16 protein-coding genes are annotated in these 17877 nt (G+C 57.5%); 14 read left to right on the forward strand and 2 right to left on the reverse strand.

All coding sequences use genetic code 11. The features are described 5' to 3' along the window. Window positions 1-2 precede the first annotated feature (2 nt). A complete protein-coding gene (locus tag QMZ18_RS05220) occupies window positions 3-800 on the forward strand; it encodes a cyclase family protein (RefSeq protein WP_282605166.1) in 798 nt (265 codons plus the stop codon). After that, window positions 797-1528, forward strand: a complete 732-nt coding sequence (locus QMZ18_RS05225) for an SDR family NAD(P)-dependent oxidoreductase (RefSeq protein ID WP_282605167.1) — start codon at window positions 797-799, stop codon at window positions 1526-1528. The genes QMZ18_RS05220 and QMZ18_RS05225 overlap by 4 nt, the downstream gene beginning before the upstream one ends. Here the strand turns inward: QMZ18_RS05225 and QMZ18_RS05230 are convergent. After that, window positions 1525-2412 (reverse strand): LysR substrate-binding domain-containing protein, encoded by an 888-nt coding sequence (locus QMZ18_RS05230; protein WP_282605168.1) that lies wholly within the window; start codon window positions 2410-2412, stop codon window positions 1525-1527. The genes QMZ18_RS05225 and QMZ18_RS05230 overlap by 4 nt on opposite strands. 94 nt (window positions 2413-2506) lie before the next feature. On the opposite strand from QMZ18_RS05230, the gene QMZ18_RS05235 reads away from it, so the two are divergent. The 12 genes from QMZ18_RS05235 (at window position 2507) to QMZ18_RS05290 (ending at window position 16839) form a co-directional block, all read left to right on the forward strand. After that, a complete protein-coding gene (locus QMZ18_RS05235; RefSeq protein WP_282605169.1) occupies window positions 2507-3682 on the forward strand; it encodes an acyl-CoA dehydrogenase family protein in 1176 nt (391 codons plus the stop codon). A gap of 13 nt (window positions 3683-3695) precedes the next feature. Beyond that, window positions 3696-4850, forward strand: coding sequence for a CaiB/BaiF CoA-transferase family protein (locus tag QMZ18_RS05240; protein ID WP_282605170.1), 1155 nt, complete (start codon window positions 3696-3698; stop codon window positions 4848-4850). After that, the gene (locus QMZ18_RS05245; protein WP_282605171.1) at window positions 4843-5697 is read left to right on the forward strand and encodes a MaoC family dehydratase N-terminal domain-containing protein; all 855 of its coding nucleotides are present in this window, start codon (window positions 4843-4845) and stop codon (window positions 5695-5697) included. Before QMZ18_RS05240 ends, QMZ18_RS05245 begins: the two co-directional genes overlap by 8 nt. Window positions 5698-6372: 675 nt before the next feature. Further along, window positions 6373-7137 (forward strand): ABC transporter ATP-binding protein, encoded by a 765-nt coding sequence (locus tag QMZ18_RS05250; RefSeq protein ID WP_282605172.1) that lies wholly within the window; start codon window positions 6373-6375, stop codon window positions 7135-7137. After that, window positions 7137-7871: an ABC transporter ATP-binding protein gene (locus tag QMZ18_RS05255; RefSeq protein ID WP_282605173.1), complete on the forward strand. Its 735-nt coding sequence runs from the start codon at window positions 7137-7139 to the stop codon at window positions 7869-7871. Before QMZ18_RS05250 ends, QMZ18_RS05255 begins: the two co-directional genes overlap by 1 nt. Beyond that, window positions 7868-8758: a branched-chain amino acid ABC transporter permease gene (locus tag QMZ18_RS05260; RefSeq protein ID WP_282605174.1), complete on the forward strand. Its 891-nt coding sequence runs from the start codon at window positions 7868-7870 to the stop codon at window positions 8756-8758. The genes QMZ18_RS05255 and QMZ18_RS05260 overlap by 4 nt, the downstream gene beginning before the upstream one ends. Before the next feature lies 1 nt (window position 8759). Then, window positions 8760-9746 (forward strand): branched-chain amino acid ABC transporter permease, encoded by a 987-nt coding sequence (locus QMZ18_RS05265; RefSeq protein WP_282605175.1) that lies wholly within the window; start codon window positions 8760-8762, stop codon window positions 9744-9746. A 139-nt stretch (window positions 9747-9885) separates the two neighbouring features. Further along, a complete protein-coding gene (locus QMZ18_RS05270; protein WP_282605176.1) occupies window positions 9886-11094 on the forward strand; it encodes an ABC transporter substrate-binding protein in 1209 nt (402 codons plus the stop codon). 376 nt (window positions 11095-11470) lie between these two features. Then, window positions 11471-13588 carry a hydantoinase/oxoprolinase family protein gene (locus tag QMZ18_RS05275; protein WP_282605177.1) on the forward strand — a complete coding sequence of 706 codons (2118 nt, stop codon included), beginning with the start codon at window positions 11471-11473 and terminating at the stop codon, window positions 13586-13588. Next, window positions 13585-15228, forward strand: a complete 1644-nt coding sequence (locus QMZ18_RS05280) for a hydantoinase B/oxoprolinase family protein (protein ID WP_322097133.1) — start codon at window positions 13585-13587, stop codon at window positions 15226-15228. Before QMZ18_RS05275 ends, QMZ18_RS05280 begins: the two co-directional genes overlap by 4 nt. 42 nt (window positions 15229-15270) lie before the next feature. Then, on the forward strand, window positions 15271-16071 hold the full coding sequence (locus tag QMZ18_RS05285; protein ID WP_282605178.1) for an SDR family NAD(P)-dependent oxidoreductase: 801 nt from the start codon (window positions 15271-15273) through the stop codon (window positions 16069-16071). A 36-nt stretch (window positions 16072-16107) separates the two neighbouring features. Then, window positions 16108-16839, forward strand: coding sequence for a FadR/GntR family transcriptional regulator (locus tag QMZ18_RS05290; RefSeq protein WP_282605179.1), 732 nt, complete (start codon window positions 16108-16110; stop codon window positions 16837-16839). Here QMZ18_RS05290 and QMZ18_RS05295 read toward each other — a convergent pair. After that, window positions 16836-17654 (reverse strand): DeoR/GlpR family DNA-binding transcription regulator, encoded by an 819-nt coding sequence (locus QMZ18_RS05295; protein ID WP_282605180.1) that lies wholly within the window; start codon window positions 17652-17654, stop codon window positions 16836-16838. The genes QMZ18_RS05290 and QMZ18_RS05295 overlap by 4 nt on opposite strands. Window positions 17655-17877 lie beyond the last annotated feature (223 nt).

Raw genomic sequence — 17877 nt, forward strand, 5'->3', positions numbered from 1 at the left:
TCATGAGCACAAACGGCACCACAGCTCTGTCGGCACTTGCAGAAGCTCTGTCGAAGGGCTCGGTCCGCACGGTCGATCTGACTCACACGCTCGATCCGGATTTTCCAGTCATCATTTTGCCGCCGGAGTTCGGACAGTGCGCGCGCTTCCGGGTCGAAGAAGTCTCCCGCTATGACGATCGCGGGCCCGCCTGGTACTGGCGCAACTTCAGTTGCAGCGAACACACCGGCACGCATTTCGATGCGCCGGTGCATTGGGTCTCGGGTAAGGATCTGCCCAACGCCAGTGTCGATTCCATTCCGGTTGAGGGCTTCGTGCGCCCGGTCTGTGTGGTCGACTGCTCGAAGCAGTCGGCGGAGGACGAAGATTTTCTGATGACGAAGGACTTCCTGCTGGCCTGGGAAGAGGAGCACGGACGCATTCCCGAAGGCTGCTGGGTGCTGATGCGCACCGACTGGTCGAAGCGCAACCCCGCCGCATATCTCAATATGCGCGAAGATGGAGCCCATTCTCCCGGACCGGACGGCGGTGCGATCACCTTTCTGATCGAGGAGCGTAACGTGGTTGGTTTCGGCACTGAATGCGTGGGGACCGATGCCGGGCAGGGCGCACATCTCTCGCCGCCCTATCCGGCGCACTTTCTGTTGCATGGTGCCGGACGCTACGGGTTACAGTGTCTCGCGAACCTGGATCTGCTGCCACCGACCGGCGCTATGCTGATCTGTCCGCCGCTGAAGATCAAACATGGCTCCGGCAGTCCTTTGCGCGTGCTGGCGCTCGTCGAAGAGACAAGCTCGTGAATGGTGTAGATCATCTGGCCGTTGTGACCGGCGGCTCAGCGGGGATCGGCGAACGGCTTTGCCGGGATCTTCTGGAACTGGGCTATGAAGTGGTTTCCGTCGCCCGTCGCGCGCCGGACTGGTCCAATGACCGGCTTCGGGTTGTGAAGGCGGATCTGACCGACCCGCTTGAAACTCAGCAGGCAGCCGAGGAGATCGCAACGTCGGGCGGGGTCACGCACTTCATCCACAACGCCGGGATTATTTTACCCAATTTGTTGGAAGATGCCGAACCCGGCGATCTGCTGAAACTGACCCAACTGCATGCAGGTGCAGCGCTCACCTTCGTAAAGGCCTTTCTGCCCGCGATGAAAACGCATGGCTTCGGGCGAATCATCTTTAACTCCTCGCGGGCGGCCATGGGGGCGCCGACGCGCACGGCCTATTCTTATTCCAAGGCTGGTCTGCACGGTATGGCACGCACCTGGGCACTGGAACTGGGGCCCCATGGCATCACCGTGAACGTTGTCGCGCCGGGGCCGGTGCTGACGGAAAATTTCTGGGGCATCATCGAAAAAGACAGCGAACGGCAGCAGAAATTGGCTGACGGTCTTCCGGTGCGCCGGATTGGAACCGTGGAGGATGTCGCGCGCGCAATTTTGTTCTTCGCCGATCCGTTGAACGGCTATGTCACTGGTCAGACCCTTTATGTTTGCGGTGGCGCCAGCATTGGCGGAGTTACGCTTTAAGCTACATTGATGATTTCAGCCTGTAGCCACTGGCAGAACTGTATTACCTTCTCCAGCCCCTCTTTCTTTTCAGGCAGCGTCAGAAAATATTTCGGCGTGCGCGGTTTTAGCTGATCGGGAATATCGAAGGGGATCATCAGAGATCCTTCGTCGATGAAGCGCTGCGCGTTATAACGATTGCCGAGCGCGACACCCATCCCGAGGCGGGCGGCTTCAAAGGCATGTAGCGAGTAACTGACCGATAGGAAACGCTGCGCATCGAGTGATGGCGACTCACGTAGAATGGCGCGCCAGGAAATCAGCCGGCGTTCGGTCTCTATCAGGGTGACGCGCTTTAGATCCCCGAGGTTATTCATCGGGTAGCGGGTTGCCAGGTCAGGTGCGGCAAGAGGTACGACCTCGTCGGACAGGATCTGGACCGCATTCGACTTGCTTTCCGGAGCGAGGCGATACTCGATCGCGCAGTCGATGCTTTCCTCTTCGGGTGTGAAGGTCATACGTTCGAGCAGGCGCAGGTCCAAGCTGTCGTGGACCGCTGAAAACTTCCCGATCCGGGGCAGCAGCCACATGGCCAGGAAGCTGGGCGGTGCCGAGACGGTCAGGGTTTCAACGCGCGAGTAGTTGGCGGCTTCGAAGGTTGCTTCTTCCAGGTGATCCAGGGCTGGACTGATCCGATTGAGGAAGTCGCGGCCGGTGTCGGTGAGGATCAGGCGCTTGCCCTGGCGATGGAACAGCGGGGTGCGCAGATGACTTTCCAGATTGGCGAGCTGGTGGCTGACCGCCGATTGAGTGACCGACAATTCGTTTGCGGCAGTCCGAACGCCGCCCAGACGGGCCACAGCCTCGAAGGCGCTCAGGGCTTTGAAGGATGGAAGATTTCGCATTGTTCGAAAATACTATTCAAAAATCTGAAAATAAATCATTTTTTTCATATAATGTGTTTCGGTACCTTGAGCTCAAAGATACGAGGGCAAGGCAATGACTCTGGGAAATTTGGACGAACGGCGGGAGGCGATCACGGAGATCCGCAGTGCAGTTGCCGCGCTCTGCGCCGGCTATGGCGAGGACTATTGGCGCCGGCTGGATGCCGACAAGGGTTATCCCACTGAATTCGTCACAGAGATGACCGAAGCCGGGTTCCTGACAGCGTTGATCCCGGAGGGTTACGGCGGTTCGGGGCTGGGCCTTTTTGAAGCCTGCGCTATTCTGGAAGAGATCAGCCGCCGGGGTGCCCATGCGGGGGCCTGTCATGCACAGATGTATGTCATGGGTTCGGTTTTGCGCCATGGGTCTGACGAACAGAAGCAGGCCTATTTACCCAAGATCGCCAGGGGTGAGCTACGCCTTCAAAGCTTCGGCGTCACGGAGCCTACCACCGGCACGGATACGACCAGCCTGAAGACCATGGCGCGGCGGGATGGCGACGTTTACAGAATCAACGGCCAGAAGGTCTGGATCAGCCGGGTCGAACACTCCGACCTTATGGTGTTGCTGGCCCGAACGACACCGCGTGAAGACTGCAAGAAAAAGACCGAAGGCCTCTCGGCCTTCATCGTCGATCTGCGCCATGCCAAAGGCAACGGACTGACCATCCAACCCATTGACGCCATGATCAACCACCACGCCTGTGAACTGTTTTTTGACGACCTGCAAGTGCCTGCGGAAAACCTTCTCGGCGAGGAAGGCAAGGGCTTCCGGGTCATCCTGGACGGCATGAACGCAGAGCGGATTTTGATCGCCTCGGAATGTATCGGCGACGCCCGGTATTTTCTGGACAAAGCGACAGCGTATGCCCGCGAACGCGAAGTCTTCGGTCGGCCGATCGGCGCCAACCAGGGGATCCAGTTTCCGCTGGCGAAGTGCTATGCCGAAATGGAAGCGGCGGCCCTGATGGTTGAGCGGGCAGCTCTGCTGTTCGATGCTAAGGTATCCTGCGGTGCCGAGGCCAATATGGCCAAGATGCTGGCCGCGGAAGCCTCATGGAAGGCAGGTGATGCCGCCATGCAGACGCACGGCGGTTTCGCCTTCAGCAGGGAATACAACATCGAACGCAAGTTCCGAGAGACGCGCCTTTATCAGATCGCTCCGATCTCGACCAATCTTATCCTCAGCTACATCGCCGAGCATGTGCTCGAGCTGCCTAGAAGCTTTTAGGGACTCTGTAAAAATGAAACCGTTGGAAGGATGCCTCATTGTCGCGGTCGAACAGGCCGTTGCTGCTCCTCTCTGTACTGCGCGTCTGGCCGAAGCCGGCGCCAGGGTGATCAAAATAGAACGCCCAGATGGGGATTTCGCGCGTGGTTACGATACCGCTGCAAAAGGCGAGAGCTCCTATTTCGTCTGGGTAAATCAAGGCAAGGAGTCGGTCGTCCTTGATTTCAAGAAACCTGAAGATGCGGTCTTATTGGAAGCGATGATCGCGAAGGCTGATGTCTTCGTGCAGAATCTAGCTCCCGGGGCGCTTAAGCGCGCCGGGTTCGGCAGCGAGCGCCTACGCAAAGACTATCCCGGCCTGATTACCTGCGACATATCGGGTTACGGCGAGAGCGAAGCCATGGCGGGCATGAAGGCTTATGACCTTCTGGTTCAGGCAGAAAGCGGTCTGGTCGGGATCTCCGGTGGCCCAGGCGAAATGGGTCGGATCGGTGTCTCGGTCTGCGATGTCGGCGCGGGAATGACGGCGCATGCCGCTGTTCTGGAAGCGCTCTATGGAAAAGCGCGCAGCGGCGAAGGTGCGGCCTTGAAAATTTCGCTGTTCGATGTGGCGGCGGAATGGATGACCGTGCCGCTGATTCATAACGACTTTGGTGCAGGCGCACCGACACGTCAGGGGTTGCGGCATCCTTCAATTGCACCTTATGGGGCTTATCGGACAGTGGATGGTATTGAGACGCTGGTCTCGATCCAGAACGAGCGGGAATGGCACAGGCTCTGTGCGCAGGTCTTCGAGCGTCCGGAGATGGCGACGGATCCACGGTATGAGAACAATAACCTTAGGGTGATCAATCGAGATGCCATGGATTCCGATATCCTGGCGGTGGTTGGCGAACTTAGTGTCGACACTTTCCGGTCACGACTCTTAGAGGCGGGGATCGCCTTTGCCGGCGTGAATTCGGTCGAACAGCTTTCGGTCCATCGCGCGCTTCGGCGCCGCTCGGTCGCGACCTGCGAGGGCACACTGCTTGATCTGCCTGCACCGCCCGTCCAGTGGATGGAGAGACCTGTCGAGAACGCGCCGGGAACGCCGCAGATCGGGGCACAGTCGGACGCACTGCGTTCGGAATTCCTGGCGCAAGCCGGGGAGATGACCGCACATGTCTGAACCGACGCTTGATCAAGACATCTTGGCAAGCTGGATCGGTAAGCAGGAAGAGCAGGCTGATGTCATTGAGTCGCGGACCGCGCGTCTGATGCAAGCGACCCTTGACCGAGATCAGACTCTACAAAGTGGTGATGCCCTGCCGCCCCTGTGGCACTGGCTCTATTTTCCGATTGTGTTGCCGCAAAAGGACCTAGGCCGTGATGGCCATCCCAAGCTGGGTGGATTCCTGCCGCCTGTCGCGCTGCCTCGGCGCATGTGGGCCGGCGGGCGCTTCGGATTCGAGCGGGCTCTGCGCATTGGCGAAGCGGTGCAGAAGCGTTCGGCCATCAAGGACGTTCGAATCAAGGAAGGCCGCAGCGGCTCGCTGTGCTTCGTCACCGTGAGGCATGAGTTCACTGCAGGGGATGCATTCTGTTTCTGGGAAGAACACGACATCGTCTACCGGGAAGATCCCGCGCCGGGCGCTCCCATGCCGGTGCCACCAGATGCGCCCGGCGACTTCGACTGGCAGCGCCGGGTCGAACCGAGTGCGATCATGCTTTTTCGCTACTCAGCCCTGACCTTCAATGGTCACCGAATTCACTACGACAGGGAATACAGCAAAGCGGTTGAAGGTTACCCAGGTCTGGTGTTTCACGGTCCGTTAACGGCAACCCTGCTGTTTGATTTACTGTTGGAACAGAACCCGGGCCGTTGGGTCTCGGCCTACGAATTCCAGGCAGTAAGTCCTCTATTTGATACCGAAGCCTTCACGATCGCCGGCCAGCATCAGGGAAGTTTCACCGAACTCTGGGCGGCGAATCCCGAGGACCGTCTGGCGATGACCGCCAAAGCCGAACTCGTTTGATAGGGCTTCGGGACAGGCAGTTGGCGAATCGATGTAAAGTCTGGCGGACAATAGACACTGGATAAGCCGCCAGTAGCGTAGCGTGAAGAGTCTGATGAACAGGGCCTGCTTCATCCGAGACGAAAGCAGGCCCCACATCCAACGCATTGTTCAATGATCTATGATCTTAGCGTTGGCGGTTCGGGCGGCTCCGATTTTCGTCCCAGGTTACGAAGCCAAGAACAAGCATGAAGGTAATCATGCCGCCCACCACCAGTGCCAAATAGGCCATTTCTCCTTCGGTCATTCCGATCTCCCCAACAACTTTGCGCGACAGGCTGATTGTGGGGCGCGACTCTGTCTTTGATCTGGATCAATCTTCCCCCAGGAATCCACTTTTGGACCAGTGCAGCCCACTGGAGGTTGCTGCGATAGAACAAGAGGATTCTGGTGCGGCCCAACCTTCATCCAGCCCCGACTGGGCAGGAACGAATTTAGCGGTTAAGCTGTCCGGCAAAAGCAGGGGGAAAGCAGCAGGGTGCTTTCAAAAATCATCATTTGTATGATGACCAGTTTAAATTACGATGCGTGCCGGACGACGTTGGAGACACCGTCGAATTGCCGGAGCGATTTTCTGTGCTCTGGCAAATCTAGAGGGTAACGCCAGCTGGTTAATCAGGGGAGGGATGGAGCCAGGTGCTCACAATTGAGAATCTCAATAAGAGTTTCGGGGGGCTGCAGGCGGTAAGAAACTGCAGTTTTAATATCGAAGAGGGGACGATTACGGGGTTGATCGGGCCGAATGGCGCCGGGAAGACCACCACATTTTCTATGATCGCCGGCGAACTGGTGCCGACGTCGGGCCGCATTGTCTTCGAGGACAATGATATTGCCGGCTTGCCGACACACGAAATGTTCCATCGCGGTATCGTGCGGACCTTTCAGATTCCACACGAATTCGCAAAGATGACAGTGCTGGAAAACCTGATGGTGGTTCCACCGGAGCAGCCGGGTGAACGGCTCTTCGCAAACTGGGTTTCACGAGGGCAGGTCAAACGCCGCGAACATGAGGTCAGAGACCGCGCCGAGGACGCGCTGGACTTTCTGTCGATTGCGCACCTGGGCGATGAACCGGCGGGTAATCTCTCCGGCGGCCAGAAGAAACTGCTGGAATTGGGCCGGACCATGATGACCGATGCCAAGCTCGTTCTGCTCGACGAGCCCGGCGCGGGCGTAAATCCGACGCTGTTGCTGAAGATTCGAGAGATGATCAGCCGGCTGCGGGAGGAACGCGACTACACCTTCTGCGTCATCGAGCACGACATGGACCTGATCGCGAGCCTTTGTGATCCTGTCATCGTACTCGCCGAGGGTACGGTGCTGACTCAGGGAACCATGGCCGAGGTCCGGAGCAATCCGGACGTGCTCGACGCCTATCTGGGTGGGGGTGAGGAGGAATAATGTCGAACAGCGAACTCCAAACCGTCCTCGAGCTGGATCAAATCATCGGTGGTTACGGCGACACGCAGATTCTGCACGGCGTCTCCATGAGGGTCGACCCTGGTGAAATCGTGGTCATTATCGGTCCCAACGGGGCTGGAAAATCGACAGCTATGAAGGCGGTTTTCGGCCTTTTGAACCTTAGCGGCGGCAAGGTGAGACTGAATGGCGAAGACATCACCAACATGCCACCCGATCAGGTCGTGCATCATGGTGTCTGTTACGTGCCGCAGACTTCCAACATCTTTCCTAGCCTGACGGTCGAGGAAAACCTGGAGATGGGCGCCTTTGTGCGAACGGACGACTTCCGGCCCCGTTTGCAGGAACTTTACGATATCTTTCCGCCTCTGGCAGAGAAACGTAGACAGGCGGCGGGCACACTTTCGGGCGGACAGCGGCAGATGGTCGCCATGGCCAAGGCCATGATGCTGGAACCGCAGATTCTGCTGTTAGACGAACCAACCGCCGGTCTGTCGCCGAAATACCGCGGCGAAATCTTCGCCATTGTAAAGACCGTCAATGCGACCGGTACGCCGATCCTAATGGTCGAACAGAATGCCAAGCAGGCCCTCAAAATCGCCAATCGCGGTTATGTCCTGGTCGATGGCAAGAATAAGTTCGAAGGTAGCGGTCACGATCTTCTGGAAGACGCGGAAGTGGCCGAGATGTTTCTAGGGGGCGGCGCACCACCATGATGGAATTCATCAACTTCTATCTGATTCCAGGCCTGGTGCTGGGCAGTATCTATGCGCTTGGCGCCATTGGGATCACCTTGACCTTCAGCATTCTGCGCTTCGCGAACTTCGCCCACGGCGAAACCATGCTGCTGGGCGTTTACATCACCTACAGTCTGGTGCAGTTCTCCGGGGTTCATCCGCTTATTGCTCTGCCCTTTGGCGCGCTCTTGACTGTTATCGTGGTCTTAGGGATCGACCGCGCATTCTATAAGCCGTTCCGCAACAGCCCGACCATTATGGTGGTGATCGCATCCTTCGGCATGATGCTGATGGTGCGGTCCATGGTGCAGTTCATCTGGGGAGTGCAGTTGAAGGGCATGACCCAAGGCATCCAAAGACCGATGATTTTCTTTGACAGTCTGCGGATTTCACCAAAGCACATAACGATCATCGGGGCTGCGATCGTGCTCATGCTGGCGGTACATTATCTGCTGAGCAGGACCAAGATCGGCAAGGCGATGCGGGCGATGTCGGATTCGCCGGAACTGGCCAAGCTGACCGGCATCGACACCGAGAAGGTCGTCCGGATGACCTGGATCGTTGGTGGCGCCCTCGCCACGGCGGCGGGCGTGTTCCTGGCGATCGATACGCACATCGACACCAATATGGGTTTTAAGATGCTGTTGCCGATGTTTGCCGCAGCGATCCTGGGAGGGATCGGACGCCCCTTTGGTGCCGTCGCCGGTGGATTGGTCATCGGTATTGTCGAGGAGATCTCGTCCTATCCCTGGATTGGCGTCGAACCCCTGCTGAACCCTGGCTACAAGGCGGGCGTCGCTTTTGCCATCATGATCGGCATGTTGCTCTGGCGGCCCAGTGGTCTCTTCAAAGGGAAAGTATTCTAAGATGGATCAATTCTACGGAATCTTCCTTTACATCATCTCCCTTCTGACCATGGGCGGTATTTACGCGATCCTGGCGCTGGGCTTGAACATCCAGTGGGGTTTTACCGGCCTCTTCAACGCCGGTATCGCCGGGTTCTTTGCGATCGGTGCCTATGTCAGCGCGATTCTGACCACCGCGCCGTCACTGCGGCATTTGGGCGGATATGAACTTCCCTACGTGGTCAGCTTCGCAGCTGCCATGGTGGTCAGCGGGATCATCGCCTGGGCTGTGGGCAAGGTTTGCCTCAAGCTGCGTGCCGACTACCTGGCCATAGCAACGATCGGCATTGCCGAAATCTTCCGCCTGATCCTGAAGAACGAGACCTGGGCGACCAACGGCCCGCGCGGCGTTTCCATGATACCGAAGCCTTTTGAAACCTTGCCGGAACCTTGGAACCATCTCTGTTTCTTAGGACTCATCCTTGCCGTAATTGTTGTTATCTACCTGTTGCTGGAAACGGCGCGAAATTCACCCTGGGGACGGGTGATGACAGCTATCCGGGAGAATGAGAAGTCCGCCATGGCCGCAGGTAAGGACATTGAAAAATTCCGCATGGAGGCTTTCGTCGCCGGTTGCATGTTGATGGCCCTGGCCGGTGCTTTTATTGCGCACTATCTCAAATTCATCGGACCTAATGCGACCGATCCCCTGACTTCGACGTTCCTGGTCTGGGTTATGTTGGTTGTTGGGGGCAGTGCCAATAACCGAGGAGCCATCCTGGGAGCTTTTCTGATGTGGACTATCTGGTCGGCCTCTGAAATTCTGACCAGCCGGCTGCCGGATGAGCTTGCGATTCGTACGGCTTACATTCGGATTTTCCTCATTGGATTGGCACTGCAGATCTTCCTGCAGAGGTTTCCAAAGGGGATCTTTCCCGAGGTGCGGCCGAAGCCAGAGCGACGGCAGAGCGTCTCGGATGGCGTGACCGATAACGCTACGAGTCGATAAATTTTGGAGATCGGTTAGAATGAACCGAGCAGCTGCGGCCGGACAAAGATTGACAGGGAAATTTATCAGGTCATCATACAAATAATTGGTGCACTGGCCGTAAAAAAGAAAACCATAAATACAGAGGAGTGATGTCGTTATGAGTTACATGGGAAAATTTCTGCTGGCTGTCTCGGCCGTTGCATTGGCAGCGTCCACGGCAAATGCGGCAGAGGTTAAAGTCGGTTCGGTCGCCGGTGTGACGGGCCCGATTGCTGAGCTGGTCGATCCGATTATCGCGGCTCGCAATCTCGCTGCTCAGCACGTCAACGACCAGGGCGGGCTGCTGTCTGGCGATACGCTGAAGATGGTTTTGTCCGACTCCGCCTGTGATCCCAAAGCCGGGGTGGATGCTGGTGGCAAGGTCGTCAATGTTGAGCAGGTTGTTGCCGTTGTCGGTGCCAGCTGTTCCGGTGCCACGAATGGCATGGTTCAGTCGGTGACGATTCCGGCTGGTGTCGTCGCGTTGTCCGATTCCGCAACCGCGCCATCGATCAGCGAACTGAAAGACAATGATCTGGTTTTCCGCGTTGCGCCGTCCGATGCCTATCAAGGTGCGGCACTGGCAAAGTTGGCGTACGATTCGGGCGTGCGAAAGCTCGCGATGACCTATTCGAACGACGATTACAATGCCGGTATCGCTGGTGTGTTCGAAAAAGAGTTTGCGGCGATGGGCGGTACAATTACTGCCAATCAGGCGCATGAACCGAACAAGGCGTCCTATCGCTCGGAACTCTCGACCCTTTCGAACGGTGGTCCTGAAGGCATTGCGATCTTCGCTTACTATGGCAGCAGCGGTATTGCGATCATCCGCAACAGCCTGGAGAACGGCCTGTTTGACCGCTTCTTCGCGGCTGACGGCATGTTCGATACCTCGGTGATCGAACAGATCGGTGCCGACAATCTACGCGACCGGATTTCCATCACCCAATCGGCATCGGATTATGCCGATTCCTCCTATCAGGCCTTTGAGAAGATCTTCTCGGCGACGGGTAAAGATCCAAAAGCACCCTATGCGGCGCACGGATATGATGCCTCCTTCCTGATCGCTCTTGCTATCGAGAAGGCCGGTTCTGCCGATCGGAGTAAGATCGCTGCCGCACTTCGGGATGTTGCAAGCGCACCTGGTGAAGTTGTTCGTCCGGGTGAGTGGAAGAAAGCCAAGGAATTGATCGCAGCTGGTAAGGACATCAATTACGAAGGCGCTTCAGGCAATGTCGACTTCGATGGCAACGGCGATGTCGGCGGCATCTATAGTGTCAATGTTGTTGGTGATGACGGTAAATGGGCGCTCAGCCTGATCAAGTAAGACGTTGACGCATCCGGCCTACGTGCTGGATGAATGCAAATCACTGGCGGTTCGCACCCGCTTTTCGGCAACTCGTCGCCAGGAAGACGAACCGCCAGTGAGTTTTTTCCCGAATGGTGCCAAGAGGAAGTGGCTTCGCGTTTACGCAGAGTCCTGCCGGCTGATATCCGTTCTGTTTGCCGCGGGGAGTCATGGGAAAGACCGACCAGTTTCCTCGGGAAAGCAATTGATCATGAGACCGTACCGCGGTTGATCCAGGGCCAATGCGCCTTGTAGAGACTTGCGTCAAATTTTCCGAGAGTGCGATCGTTTTTGATTGAAGTGAGCAAGAACGCGAATCGCCCTCAAAACGTGTGAAGTAGAGTCTTATGAGCCGATGAGCAGCGAAGCAGTCAGGTTAGGCGTTGATATCGGCGGGACCTTCACCGATGTGGTTTTGGAACGTGGGGACGACTCCTTCTCCTCCAAGGTTCTGACAACCTACACCGCACCTGAAGATGCGATCCTTGAAGGCATTCAGCAGGTGCTGGCCAAGGCCTCCCTGTCACCGGGCGATGTTTCCGTCATCATTCATGGAACGACCCTGGCAACCAACGCGTTGATCGAACGCCGCGGTGCGAAAACGGCATTGATCACAACACAGGGTTTCCGCGATGTTATCGAAATGCGCAGCGAAAGCCGGTTCGAGCAGTACGATCTGAACCTGGTCCTACCCGATCCTCTTATCTCCCGCGGCCACCGCTTCACGCTCGTGGAGCGGATCGGCGCAAACGGTCAGACTTTGAAACCGATAGACCGCGCAGAGGTCGAACAGCTTGCCGCGCAGATTGCGGCCGGCGGCTATGAGAGCGTTGCGGTGGGGCTGATCCATTCCTATGTCGATTCCCGGCATGAAGAATTGGTTCGGGAGGTTTTGTTGGCGCACCTACCGGACCTTTCTGTCTCGATCTCTTCTGAAGTTTCGCCGCAGATGCGCGAATTCGAACGTTTCAATACCGTCTGCGCCAACGCCTATGTCAAGCCGCTGATGAAGGCGTATCTCGACAGGCTGGTTCAGCGTCTGAGTGAAATCGGAACGCACTGCCCGGTCTTCATGATGCATTCCGGCGGTGGTATCATATCGCTCGACAGTGCGTCTGAATTTCCGGTCCGCCTTGTCGAATCTGGGCCGGCGGGTGGTGCGATCTTCGCGGCTGATGTCGCCGCGCGCTATGGAATCAAATCGGCTTTATCCTTCGACATGGGCGGCACCACAGCCAAGATCTGCCTGATCAAAGATCATACACCGAAAACCTCCAACTCTTTCGAAGTGGCGCGGACCTATCGCTTCAAAAAAGGCAGCGGTATGCCGATTTCGATCCCGGTGATCGAGATGGTGGAAATTGGTGCCGGCGGCGGTTCTCTGGCGCATATCGACAGCCTGCAGCAGATTCGGGTGGGGCCGGAAAGCGCGGGTTCCGAACCGGGACCGGCGTGCTACCAGCAGGGGGGCGCGCGGCCCGCCGTGACTGACGCAGACCTTATCCTCGGCCGCCTTGATCCGGATGATTTTGCCGGCGGGTCGATCAAACTCTCGACCAAGTGCTCGGCGTTGGCCGTCGAGCAGCAAATAGGGAGGCCGCTGGGTCTTGATCAAACGACGGCCGCTTTCGGAATCTCAGAAGTGGTCAATGAGAATATGGCCAATGCTGCAAGGGTTCATGCGGTGGAAAACGGTGAGGACCTGTCAGGCTTCACAATGATTGCGTTTGGCGGCGCTGCACCGCTTCATGCAGGCCGCCTCTGCGAAAAGCTGGGTATTCAGCGGCTAATGGTCCCGCCTGGCGCTGGTGTTGGCTCCGCGATCGGATTTTTGCGGGCGGCTTTCAGTTTTGAGGCGACGCGCAGCACCTATCTGCGGCTGTCGGCCTATGATGCGGGTGTTGCGAAAACGGTACTCGGTGAGCTGGCGCAGGAAGCCGAAGTTTTTGTGCGATCTTGCGACAAAGATTCGTTGCTGCTTTACGAGCGCAAGGCCTTCATGCGGTTTGTCGGGCAGGGTTGGGAGATTCCCGTTACCGTTACGGAGGCAGACGCTGCTGAACCTGATGGCAAAGGGATCAAGGATCGCTTTGAGACTGCTTACAAAGCGCTTTTCGGACGCACCGTCGAAGGGCTCGACATCGAGGTCACAAGCTGGTCGGTGCGGGTCAGTACGCCGGTTCCCGCAGTGGAGCGGTCTGAGGTTGTTTCTGCGCGAGGCAAGGCCGAGTCTTCTATTCGGCGACCTATCTATGACCCGGTTGGCGGGCAGTTCGAAGAGGCGGCGGTCATCGAACGGACGGCGCTCACGCCGGGCAAGGCGACTGCAGGTCCAGCCGTCATCGTGGAAAGCGAAACCTCGATCATCGTGCCTGTCGGGTTCGAAGCCGTAATGCAGTCCGATGGATGCCTGTTGCTCTCGCGTGGCGCGTCTGCTGACCCGGCTGGTGCGCTAAAGGAGGCTGTGTCGTGACGCAACCTGGAAACCTTTCAGTCTCTAATCAGGTCATGTGGAACCGCCTGATTTCTGTTGTTGAGGAACAGGCGCAGGCACTAATCCGGACCGCCTTTTCCACCTCCGTACGCGAGGCGGGTGATCTCTCTGCCGGGGTTTTCGACGTGCGCGGTGCCATGATGGCTCAGGCGGTGACTGGAACGCCGGGGCACGTTAATGCCATGGCCGAAGCGGTGGGGCATTTCATTCGGGAGATTGGCGAAGTTCAGATCTTTGAAGGGGATGTCTACATCACCAACGATCCCTGGAAGGGAACTGGACACCTGCACGACATCACCATGGTCAGCCCTTCTTTCTATAATGGAAAACTGGTCGGCTATTTCGCCAGTACTGCCCATGTTGTCGATGTGGGAGGACGCGGGTTCGGGGCCGACGGGCGCGAGGTTTACGAAGAAGGCCTCCTGATCCCGATCATGAAGTTCGCCGTGCGCGGCGAAGTCAATCGGGATCTGATCAAGATCGTGCGCAACAATGTGCGCGAGGCGGATCAGGTAGTGGGCGATCTCTACTCGCTCGCGACCTGCAATGAAACCGGCCATAAGCGTCTGGTCGACATGATGGACGAGTTCGGCTTGAGCGATCTCGAGGCGCTGGCGACTTTCATTTTCGACCACAGCCGCCGTGCAACCATTGAACTGATCGCTGCCTTGCCAAAGGGTGTTTGCGAAAACGAAATGATGGTCGATGGTTACGACGAGTCGATCAGGTTAGCTGTCAAACTGGAGATCGGGAGTGAGGGGGTCCTTGCCGATTTCGACGGGACATCACCGGCAATCGCGCGCGGGATCAACGTGCCGTTGGTCTATACAAAAGCTTACGCAGGTTACGGCCTCAAATGTGCAATTGCTCCGGAGATTCCAAACAACGCGGCTTCGCTTGCGCCTTTCACGGTCAAGGCGCCGGTGAATTGCATTCTCAATGCCGTGCATCCGGCTCCCGTATCAGTGCGTCACGTCACCGGGCACTTCATCCCCGATCTGGTGATGGGGGCTTTGCATAAGCTCCTACCAGGCCGAATTCCCGCAGAGGGCGCGAGCGCACTCTGGAACATCCACATCAGCGCGCGCCCGAATTCAGACCCCGATGGTCCTAAGGGCTATCGGAAAGCGGAGATCCTGATGTTTAACAGCGGCGGCGGCGGCGCACGTCCCGGCCTGGATGGCTTGAGTGCCACGGCCTTTCCAAGCGGTGTTCACACCATGCCGATCGAAGCGACAGAGCATGTCGGGCCGATCGTGATCTGGCGCAAGGAGCTGCGGCCCGGTTCGGGTGGAGCTGGCAAGTACCGGGGCGGCATGGGGCAGGTGATTGAAATCAGTGCGACACCCGGCCACGAATTCGATTTCAGTGCCATGTTCGACCGGGTTGCCAATCCGGCGCGCGGACGCGAGGGAGGCGAGGACGGCGCTGCCGGCAGCGTCAAATTGGACGACGGAACTGTCTTAAAGACGAAAGGCCGTCAGTTCGTGCCCGCAGGGCGCACTTTGGTTCTCGAACTCCCTGGTGGCGGCGGCTATGGCGCGCCGGGGCAACGCGACTCCGGCTTCGTAGAACGCGATCTAGAGAATGGCTACCTGTCGCCTAAGGCTGAAGCATAAGAAAACGGGGCCGATGGGTCCGAAATTGAGGAAGCAAATGGTATGATGTTAGAGGGAAAAACAGCCGTCATCACCGGTGCCGCGCGTGGGATTGGGTTGGCCTGCGCGGAACGTTTCGTCAAAGAGGGCGCCAAGGTCGTGCTCGCCGATGTGATGGACGATGCGGGTGAAGCGGCGGCGCAAGGTTTGAGTGAATCGGGGGGCGTTGCCCGCTACCGCCCCTGTGACGTCACTGACAAAATGCAGGTCGATGATCTGATTGCTTTTGCGCAGGAGACCTTTGGCCGGCTCGACTGTGTAATCGCCAATGCGGGCATCGTACACAACTCCGACATTCTCGATCTTGAGGAAGCCGATTTTGACCGGGTGATTGCGGTCAACCTAAAGGGTGTTTTTCTGACAGGTCAGGCTGCCGCCCGCGTTATGCGCGATCAGGCACCGGATGCTGAGGGATGCCGCGGGACAATCATTAACATGTCGTCGCTCAACGCCGTCGTCGCGATCCCGGCAATTGCGCCTTATGTCATTGCCAAGGGCGGCGTGAATCAGTGGACCAAGTGTCTGGGCATTCGCATGGCACCGGAAGGCGTGCGAGTCAATGCCATCGGCCCCGGTTCGATCAACACCGAGATGTTCCAAACCGTTGCCGACGATCCGCAAAAGATGCACGCTGTGCTGTCACGCACGCCGATGGAGCGTCCCGGCGAGCCTGATGAAATCGCCAAGGTGGCGGTCTTCCTCGCCTCGCATTATTCAAGCTACATGACCGGTCAGACGGTCTATCCTGATGGTGGGCGTATGGGCCTGAATTACGTGGTCCCGGTCAAGGACCCGGGAACGTAATCCAGCCAATCAAGGCGCGAGGCGGCGAAGATCCCAATGCTCAAGAAACGCGAAAGCCTGTCGGTACAGCTTACCAGGGAACTCATTGCCAAGATTGAGGATGGTGAGTACAGGCCGGGCGAAAAGATTCCGACCGAGCAGGCCTTGTCCGACAGCTATCAGGTTAGCCGCACAGTCGTCCGTGAAGCCGTTGCGGCGTTGCGGTCCGATGGCCAGGTGATTTCGCGTCAGGGTGCGGGTGTCTACGTCGCAGATGTCAAACGCCCGAAGTCTTTCGAAATCAACCTCTCTGAGGCTGAGAAGCTGCAGGAAGTGTTATCGGTTTTGGAACTGCGCCGCGGCGTAGAGGTGGAAGCGGTCGGTCTGGCTGCGAGCCGTCGTACGGATGAGGACCTGGTGCGATTGGAGGCTTGTTATGCCAAAGTCGGCGAAGAGATTGTAAAAGATGATGGCGATTACGTAGATGCCGATTTTCACTTCCATCGTGCAATCGCCAAGGCGACACAGAATCCCTATTACATCGAATTTCTTTCTTTTTTAGGGCCTTTTATTATTCCGCATCTCTGGATACGGCACCGCTTTGCATCGGCGGCACAGCGGGAAAAGTATGCCAAAAAGATTCAGGCCGAACATTGGAAGATCCTAACGACAATCCAGGATCAGGACCCTGCCGCGGCACGGAGTGCCATGCGCAGGCATGTCTCCAACAGCATCAAAGAATACTCTGATTCTCTCAGCGAACTGGGAACTGCCGTAAACCGGGATTAAAGCGCGGCAACCGCCGAATCCGCCACGACCACATCCACCGACCAGGAAGTAAGCGCCGCACTTAACTCCTCAGGTGGCGCGCTGTCGGTGACCAGCATATCAACGAGGGTGGGCGCATCCACCGAGATCGGAGCCCGGTGATCGAACTTCGAGCTGTCTGCGGCGACGATGCTGGTCTTGGCGCGCCGCATGATCTCACGTGAGAACTCTGCTTCCTGCAGATCGAACAGCATAAAGCCGCTAGTTGCATTGATGGCTGCTGCCGATAGGACCGCATACTCTACCTGGAAGCGCCTGACGAATTCGATGGCTTCCACGCCGAACGCGCCGCCATCGTGGGCGCGCAACTCGCCACCCGCCATGAAGACCCTGTTTCCGTTGCGGGCCGCGAGAGTATGGGCCACCGAGACGGAGTTGGTGACCACGAAAAGCTCCCGCCGGTGCTGGAGTGCCTGGGCGATGTAGGAGGTGGTTGAGCCGATATCCAGAAAGAGGGAATCGCCGTCCTCGATGATTTCCGCGACCTTGATTGCGATGCGTTGTTTGGCATCCGGGTTTTCGTCGACCCGTTGCTGGAAGCTTGCCTCGCTGCGTGCGTCCGGCAGATGGGCGCCACCGTGAACGCGGCGCACCAGGCCTTCGCGTGCCAGGCTCTTAAGGTTCCTGCGAATGGTTTCTTCCGAGACCTTCAGGCGGTCGGCCAGATGCTGAATTCTACTGGACCCGCCCGAACGGCGGAGTTCCTCGAGGATCTCGTTCTCGCGCTGCGTCGCCCTTCGTGATTCGGGGCGTGTCTCGGTCTGGGCGAGATCCAAACTATCCTCCGAAGACGTGGTAAAATGACTGAATTTCCATCAAAAATCGCAGTTAAGCCACAAAAGTCAACATGAATTGCGGATATTTGTGGATTTTGATGAAAAATGATGGATGATGAGTAGGAAGTTGTATCCGTGCCTGATCGGACCTGCCTTTGACGGCGATCGATGAAAAGGGGCGGTGCCGCAAAAATGCGGCCACAAACGCGTCATAAAAACGGGG

Origin of the sequence: Pelagibius sp. Alg239-R121 (assembly GCF_947331435.1) — a bacterium.
Taxonomy (GTDB): Bacteria; Pseudomonadota; Alphaproteobacteria; order Kiloniellales; family Kiloniellaceae; genus Denitrobaculum.